The sequence below is a fragment of the Sphingomonas sp. genome (assembly GCF_036388435.1).
Classification (GTDB): Bacteria; Pseudomonadota; Alphaproteobacteria; order Sphingomonadales; family Sphingomonadaceae; genus Sphingomonas.
The window spans coordinates 19,669-27,153 of the sequence record NZ_DASVRV010000017.1; the positions used below are offsets into that span (position 1 = coordinate 19,669).

The window sequence follows — 7,485 nt, forward strand, 5'->3', positions numbered from 1 at the left end:
CCGAGGAACGATGATCAGTCGGAGACGCGCAGGGTCCGCCGGGACCAACACCGAATTCGTGAGCGGCGCGGTGACGGGCGCAGCCATCCTCTTGTTCGCGGTGACCGGAAGCGCGGTGCTGTCGGGCATGCTGGAACGCTGGCGGGGAGTCGGCGATGGCGTGGATCGAACGCTGGCGGTCGCGTTGATCCTGAACATCGCGCTCATCCTGTTCGGCTGGTTCCGGCACCGGGCGCTTGCGGCGGAGGTGGTCGAGCTCACCGAGGCGGGCGAGCGGGCGGAGCTGCTGGCGGCGCACGACCCGCTGACCGGCTTCCTCAATCGGCGCAGCCTGGCGGAGGACGGTGCGGCCCAGTTCGCGCTAGCGGCCAAGCGGGGCAAGGCGCTGGCGGTGCTCATGCTCGACCTCGACCATTTCAAAATGGTCAACGATCTGCACGGCCACGCCGTGGGCGATTCGCTGCTGCGCCAGGTGGCGATGGTGATCAGCGACGCGCTGCCCGCATCGGCATTGGCCGCGCGACTGGGCGGCGACGAATTCGCCTGCGCGATGCATTTCAATCCCGATCACCCCGAGATCGTCGACCAGATGGTGGAGACGATCATCGCCCGGCTGGGCAAGCCGTTCCTGGCCGAGAATGCGCAGCTTCACGTGACCGGATCGATCGGCATCGCGCGGTCCGACCTGGATTGCTCCAGCTTCGACACGCTGCTGCGATCGGCCGATATCGCCATGTACGCCGCCAAGACCGCGGGGCGCGATCGCCATGCCTGGTTCGACCCGTCGATGGAGCAGGAGCTCCAGGCGCGCAGCGACGTGGAACGCGGGCTGCGCGCGGCCATCCCGGCGCAGCAGATCGTGCCCTATTTCGAGAGCCAGATCGACCTGGTCACCGGGCGGATCGTCGGGTTCGAGGTGCTGGCACGGTGGGAGCATCCGACGCGCGGGCTGATCCCGCCCGATCAATTCATCGCGGTCGCCGAGGAGACCGGGCTGATCGGCGAGCTGTCGCTATCGATCATGCGCCAGGCCTTCGCCGCCGCCCGCGATTGGAACCCGGCGCTGACGCTGTCGATCAACATCTCGCCGGCGCAATTAAAGGACAGCTGGCTGTCGCAGAAGATGATCAAGACGCTGACCGAAGCCGGCTTTCCGGCGCAGCGCGTCGAGATCGAGATCACCGAATCCTCCTTGTTCGAGAACCTGCCGCTCGCCCAGTCGATCGTCGCCAGCCTGAAGAACCAGGGCATCCGGCTCGCGCTCGACGATTTCGGCACGGGCTATTCCAGCCTGGCGCATCTGCGCGCCCTGCCCTTCGACCGGATCAAGATCGACAAGAGCTTCGTCGGATCGATCGGCGAGAACGCCGAGTCAGCCGCCATCGTCAACGCGATCGCCCGGCTGGGCGACAGCCTGAACCTGCCGGTCACCGCCGAGGGGATCGAGGATGCCGAAATCGAGGCGCGGCTGCGGTCGATGGGCTGTGCGCGGGGACAAGGCTATCATTACGGCCGGCCGATGACGATCGCGCAGGTCCGCCGGATGCTGGCGGAAAAGCGGCTGCTGGTCGGGTCGCCGCCGCCCGAGCCCGACGCGGAGACGCCGACCGAGTTGCGTCAGGCCGGGTGACATTGGACTTGGGCGCCCCGCGTCCCTAAGTCGCGCGCCATGTCTGTCACCGCCGGGCCCGAGGTCGTCACCCTGGGCTGCCGCCTCAACATCGCCGAATCCGAGACGATCGCCGCCCTGCTCGGCGACCGCGACGTGGTGGTCGTCAACAGCTGCGCGGTGACCGACGCGGCTGTAAAGCAGACCCGCGCCGCGATCCGCCGCGCCCGCCGTGCGCGGCCCGGCGCAGAGCTGATCGTGACGGGTTGCGCGACGGAAATCGACCGTGAGGGATTCGCGGGCATGGTGGAGGTCGACCGGGTGGTCGGTAACCTCGACAAGTTGCGACCCGATCATTGGGGCGCCGTACCGATATCGCCGTCGCGCTTCGCCGGTCATGCGCGCGCGTTCGTCGGGGTGCAGAACGGGTGCGATCACCGTTGCACCTTCTGCGCCATCCCGTTCGGGCGAGGCCCCAGCCGATCGGTGCCCGCAGGCGCCGTGGTGGAGCGGATCGCGGGGCTGGTCGCGGCCGGGCACCGCGAGGTGGTGCTGACGGGCGTGGACGTGACGAGTTACGGACCCGACCTGCCGGGATCGCCGACCTTCGGATCGCTGATCGAGCGCGTGCTGATCCTCGTGCCGGGGCTCGAACGGCTGCGGCTTTCGTCGCTCGACTCGGTCGAGATCGACGAGCGTCTGTTCGCGCTGATGACGGGCGAGCCGCGGGTGATGCCGCATGTCCACCTGTCCTTCCAGGCGGGCAACGACCTGGTGCTCAAGCGCATGAAGCGTCGGCACTCGCGGGCTCAGGCGGTGGCGGTGGTCGAGCGGCTGAAGCGCGCGCGGCCCGAGATCGCGATCGGCGCCGACCTGATCGCGGGGTTCCCGACCGAGGACGAGGCGATGTTCGCCGATACGCTGGCGCTCGTCGACGATTGCGACATCGTCCATGCGCACATCTTTCCTTATTCGGCGCGCGCGGGAACACCCGCCGCGCGGATGCCGCAGGTCGCGCACGAGGTCCGTCGCGAGCGCGCCGCCCGGCTCCGCGCGGCGGCGGCGGCGCGCAAGGCGGCATGGCTGCGCGAGCTGGTCGGGAGCAACCAGTCGATCGTGATCGAACGCTCCGGCATCAAGGGCCATGCCGGCAACTTCGCGGAGATCCACACCGCCCCCGCCCCGCCCGGCTCCGTCCAGCGCGTCCGCGTCACGGCGGCGACCGATACCCATCTCGAAGGCACCACGGCATGAGCACCACTCCCTCCTGGCACGACAAGCTGCTCGGCGGCTTCAGGCGCACCTCGGACCGGCTGGTCGGCAATCTCGCCGGGCTGGGCGGCGCGCGGCTCGACGACGACACGCTCGACGAGATCGAGGAGGCGCTGATCGCGTCGGACCTGGGGCCGGAGACCGCCGGACGCATCCGCGGGCGGCTGGCCGAGGGATCGTTCGAGCGGAACATGGAGGAGCTGGGCATTCGGCTCGTCGTCGCGGAGGAGGTCGAGCGCGCGCTGGAACGGGTCGCGCGGCCCCTGGAGATCGAGGCGTTTCCCCGGCCGCAGGTGATCCTGGTGATCGGCGTCAACGGGGCGGGCAAGACCACCACCATCGCCAAGCTGGCGCATCTGTTCATGGAACAGGATTACGGCGTCATGCTGGCGGCGGGCGACACGTTCCGCGCCGCCGCCATCGGCCAGCTCGCCACCTGGGCCGAGCGGGTCGGGGTGCCGATCGTCATGGGCAAGGAGGGCGGCGACGCGGCCGGGATCGTCTACGAGGCGGTCAAGCAGGCGACCGCGACCGGCATCGACGTGCTGATCGTCGACACCGCCGGGCGTTTGCAGAACAAGCGCGAGCTGATGGACGAGTTGTCGAAGATCCGGCGCGTACTGGGGCGGCTCAACCCGGCATCGCCGCACGACGTGGTGCTCGTGCTCGACGCGACCACCGGGCAGAATGCGCTGAACCAGATCGAGGTGTTCCGCGACGTGGCGGGCGTGACGGGGCTGGTCATGACCAAGCTCGACGGTACCGCGCGCGGCGGCGTGCTGGTCGCGGCGGCGGAGCGGTTCGGGTTGCCGATCCACGCCATCGGCATCGGCGAGACGATCGAGGACCTGCGGCCGTTCGACGCCAACGAGGTGAGCCGCATCATCGCGGGCGTCGAAGGGGTGCGGAAGTGAGCGTCGGGTCGGGCATCGTCGACGATGCGGACCAGCGCGCGACCGAGTTGAAGAGCGGATCGCCGGGCGTCCGGCTGTTCGTCGATTATGCGCCGCTGGTCGTGTTCTTCGCGGTCAATTTCCTGGTGCCGGCGTCGGTTTCGATGCGGCTGGTGGCGGCGGCCACCGGGTTCCTGTCGGACGTGGACCGCATGTCCGCACTCGTCATCGCGCGGGTGATCGTCGCGACGATCGCCTTCGTGATCGCGACGGTGGCGGCGATGATCGTGTCGAAGGTCAAGCTCGGCCGCATTTCGCCGATGCTGTGGCTGTCGGGCGGGCTGGTCGTCGTATTTGGCGCGCTCACCGTCTATTTCCACGATCCGCGTTTCATCCAGATGAAGCCGACCATCGTCTACCTGGCCTTCGCGGCGGTGCTGTTCTTCGGTTTGGTAACCGGGCGACCGCTGCTCGAAGGGCTGCTCGGCACCGCCTATCCGGGGCTGCGCGCGGAGGGGTGGCGCAAGCTGACGCGCAACTGGGCGCTGTTCTTCCTCGTCATGGCCGCGCTGAACGAGCTGGTCTGGCGAGCGATGGGCTGGGATTTCTGGGTCTTGTACAAGCTCTGGGGCGCGATCCCGCTCACGCTCGTCTTCGCGCTGGCCAATGTGCCGATGCTGCTCCGCCACGGGTTGCAGGTGGCGGACGATGCGGTCGCCGCCAAGCCGCCGGAGGGCTGAGCCCCCCGGCGCCCGGCATCAGCCGATCGCGTCGTAACGCTGGGCGACCATGTCCCAGTCGACCACGTCCCACCACGCCTTGAGATAGGCGGCGCGGTCGTTGCGGTAGGTCAGGTAATAAGCGTGCTCCCACACGTCGTTCCCGAGCAAGGGCGTCCCGCGATCGGCGACCGCGTCCATCAGCGGATTGTCCTGATTGGGGGTGCTCGTGACCTTGAGCTTGCCCGACGCGTCGGCGATCAGCCACGCCCAGCCCGAGCCGAACTGGCCCGCGCCCTTTCCGTTGAATTCCTCCTTGAGCTTGTCGAGGCCGCCGAAATCGCGCTCGATCGCCTCGGCGAGCTTGCCCGAGCGCGTACTGCCACCCTTCTTCATCGTCTTCCAGAAGAAGTCGTGGTTCCAATAACCGCCGCCATTGTTGCGGACGAGCGGCGGCTGGGTCGAGATCATACCCAGAATGTCCTCGATCGACTTGCCCTGGAGGCCGGTGTCCTTCTCGACGCCCTCGTTCAGCTTGTCGGTATAGGCCTTGTGATGCTTGTCGTGATGGAAGCGCATCGTCTCGGCGTCGATGGTCGGCTCGAGGGCGTCATAGTCATAGGGTAGTGGGGGCAGTTCGAAGGCCATGGTCGTTCTCCCGAAAGGTCACTGAATTTGACGCCAAACGCGCCTGCCCGGCGAAGGTTCGTTACGCAGCCGTCATGATTTACCGGCCGCGGATGAAAGCACGCAGGTCCGCCGAGAGTTTGCGCAGATCGTCGTCGCGCACGTACATCATATGGCCGGCATCGTAATAGCGCCACCGGATGCGGCCGTCGTTCGGGATGCCGGTGCGGTTGAGCGAATATTCCGCGCCGAAGAACGGCGTGGCGAAGTCGTAATAGCCTTGGCCGACGAACACCCGCAGCCCGCTATTCTCGCGCAACGCGCGGCCGAGATAGGGCGCGACGTTGAGATAGCCCGACCCGCCGCGCGGGCCGCCGCCGATCTGCCAGTCCCAGTCGCGCACCCCGCCGATCGAGGAATAGACCAGGTCGGGCGAGTATTTCAGCGTCTGCCTGGCATAGGCGTTCATCGCGGCGGTGTAGGCGCCGTCGATCGCGTAGAAGCTGGGATCGTTATCGGGTTCCTCGCCCGCGCTGTCGTAATCGCGCCCGGTATAGCGCGTGTCGAGGCGGCCGATCGTCAGGCCCCGGTCGCGGAGCAGTTCCTTGTAGAAGCGGCGGGGCGAGAGGCGCAGGTCGGCGCGGTCGAGATACTGTTCGGATACGCCGGTGAACCGCGCGAGCCGTGGGCGGATCGCCGCGCGTTCCGCCGGGGTGAGCGCGTTGCCCTTGAGCAATGCGGTCGCATAAGGACCGATGGCGAAGGCGCGCGCCTCCGCCACGAACGGCTCGACGGTGGCGGGTTTGTTCGCGACCTTGTCGTGGAACCAGGCGGTCGCGGCCATGGACGGCAGGTTGGTGACATAGCCCAGTTCGTTGCCGGGCACGTCGGCGGCCTGGCTGAAGTCGAGGATGGCGGAGATCAGGATGATGCCGTTGATCGCGACGTCGGTGTAGCTGCCCTCCAGCTCGTTGACGACCGCGGCGGCGCGCGTGGTGCCGTAGCTTTCGCCGCCGATGTATTTGGGCGCGTTCCAGCGGCCATTGGCGTCGAGCCATTGGCGGATGAACTGCGCCATCGACTTTGCGTCCTTGGTCACGCCCCAATAATCCTTGGGGTCGGTCTTGCCGAGCGCGCCGCTGAAGCCGGTGCCGACGGGATCGATGAAGACGAGGTCGGTCGCGTCGAGCAGCGATTCGTCGTTGTCGACGATTGGGTAGGGCGGACCGCCGTCATCCTTCGCGTCCGACGCGATGACGACGCGCTTGGGACCGAACGCGCCCATGTGCAGCCAGAGCGAGCCGGAGCCGGGGCCGCCGTTCCACAGGAAGGTGACGGGACGGTTCGGGTCGGCCGCGCCCTCCTTGAGATAGCTGTACGACGTGATCGCGGCGAGCGGCTTGCCGTCCTTGTCCTTGAGATAGGTCTCGCCCGCAACCGCACGATAGGAGAGGCGCTGGCCGCCGAAGGTGCCGATGTGCCGGGTGATGGAGACGACCGGTGGCGGGATGGCCGGGTCGGTGCGCTCGACCTTGGTCTCGGTCCTCGTCTCGGCGGGTTGCTGGGCCAGCGCGGACGTGGCGAGCAGCATCGACCACAGGGCCGAGGTGACGAACGGTTTCATTGTGGCTCCCCAATCTACTTGGTCGCGATGCTAGCTGGCCTCCCCTTCCCCGTCACCCCGGACCGGCATCCATGGTCATGCGCATCGGTTCGCTTTCTCGGGCGTCGCGGGATCCATGGATGCCTATCCCGTGGCGATCAGCTCATGCCGGCGCAGCGCGTGGCGGAGCTGGTCGTAGGTCAGGCCCAAAGCCTCGGCGGTCGCGCGCTGGTTGAAGCGATGCTCGGCCAGGGCGCGCGACAGGAGGTCGGCCTCGAAGCGGGCGACCTGCGACTTGAAGTCGGACGGGCCGGTTTCGCAGGCGACGATCGGGGCGTCGTCCTCGGACGATGCCCCGATCGCGGGCGACGCGGCCACGCCCGCGTCCGACGTCGCGGCCGCGCGCGATCTGGTCCGCGGGCGATAGGGCGAGTCGAACGGGTCGATCTCGATCCGGTCGACGGGTTCCTCGCGATCCCAGCGATACACGCCGCGCTCGACGACGTTGCGCAGTTCGCGGACGTTGCCGGGCCAGTCATGGCCGCCGAGCGTCGCGATCGCCGACGGGCCGAAGCCGGGCCAGCGGCTCCAGCCGAGTTCGGCCGCCATGCGCCGCCCGAAATGATCGGCGAGGACGAGGATGTCGCCCGCCCGCGCGCGCAACGGGGGCAGCGTCACCACCTCGAACGACAGGCGGTCGAGCAGGTCGGCGCGGAATTCATGCGCGGCCACCTTGTCGGGCAGATGTTCGTTGGTCGCCGC

General features: G+C 68.1%; 7 protein-coding genes. 4 read left to right on the top strand and 3 right to left on the bottom strand.

Translation table 11 applies throughout. The features are described from left to right. Positions 1 to 10: 10 nt before the first annotated feature. The 4 genes from VF592_RS04715 to VF592_RS04730 all read left to right on the top strand — a co-directional run bounded on the left by VF592_RS04715 (position 11) and on the right by VF592_RS04730 (position 4,514). Positions 11 to 1,630 carry a putative bifunctional diguanylate cyclase/phosphodiesterase gene (locus VF592_RS04715; protein WP_331004459.1) on the top strand — a complete coding sequence of 540 codons (1,620 nt, stop codon included), beginning with the start codon at positions 11 to 13 and terminating at the stop codon, positions 1,628 to 1,630. A gap of 39 nt (positions 1,631 to 1,669) precedes the next feature. Continuing rightward, the gene (gene mtaB, locus VF592_RS04720; RefSeq protein ID WP_331004460.1) at positions 1,670 to 2,863 is read left to right on the top strand and encodes a tRNA (N(6)-L-threonylcarbamoyladenosine(37)-C(2))-methylthiotransferase MtaB; all 1,194 of its coding nucleotides are present in this window, start codon (positions 1,670 to 1,672) and stop codon (positions 2,861 to 2,863) included. Beyond that, positions 2,860 to 3,795, top strand: coding sequence for a signal recognition particle-docking protein FtsY (gene ftsY / locus VF592_RS04725; protein WP_331004461.1), 936 nt, complete (start codon positions 2,860 to 2,862; stop codon positions 3,793 to 3,795). Before mtaB ends, ftsY begins: the two co-directional genes overlap by 4 nt. Before the next feature lie 74 nt (positions 3,796 to 3,869). Then, complete coding sequence (locus tag VF592_RS04730) at positions 3,870 to 4,514, top strand: inner membrane-spanning protein YciB (RefSeq protein WP_331004465.1); 645 nt, start codon at positions 3,870 to 3,872, stop codon at positions 4,512 to 4,514. An 18-nt stretch (positions 4,515 to 4,532) separates the two neighbouring features. Here VF592_RS04730 and VF592_RS04735 read toward each other — a convergent pair whose 3' ends face one another. The 3 genes from VF592_RS04735 to VF592_RS04745 form a co-directional block, all read right to left on the bottom strand. Then, entirely contained in the window at positions 4,533 to 5,141 is a 609-nt protein-coding gene (locus VF592_RS04735; RefSeq protein WP_331004462.1) for a superoxide dismutase, read from the bottom strand. Positions 5,142 to 5,220: 79 nt separating this feature from the next. Next, positions 5,221 to 6,744: a S10 family peptidase gene (locus tag VF592_RS04740; protein ID WP_331004463.1), complete on the bottom strand. Its 1,524-nt coding sequence runs from the start codon at positions 6,742 to 6,744 to the stop codon at positions 5,221 to 5,223. Between the two features lie 123 nt (positions 6,745 to 6,867). Next, positions 6,868 to 7,485: helix-turn-helix domain-containing protein (locus VF592_RS04745; RefSeq protein WP_331004464.1), on the bottom strand; the 618-nt coding region annotated here is incomplete at its 5' end.

Bases quoted from the DNA above. Each gene is read 5' to 3' on its own strand.
- VF592_RS04715 (WP_331004459.1), top strand. From the start codon at position 11: ATGATCAGTCGGAGACGCGCAGGGTCCGCCGGGACCAACACCGAATTC.
- mtaB (WP_331004460.1), top strand. From the start codon at position 1,670: ATGTCTGTCACCGCCGGGCCCGAGGTCGTCACCCTGGGCTGCCGCCTC.
- ftsY (WP_331004461.1), top strand. From the start codon at position 2,860: ATGAGCACCACTCCCTCCTGGCACGACAAGCTGCTCGGCGGCTTCAGG.
- VF592_RS04735 (WP_331004462.1), bottom strand. From the start codon at position 5,141: ATGGCCTTCGAACTGCCCCCACTACCCTATGACTATGACGCCCTCGAG.
- VF592_RS04740 (WP_331004463.1), bottom strand. From the start codon at position 6,744: ATGAAACCGTTCGTCACCTCGGCCCTGTGGTCGATGCTGCTCGCCACG.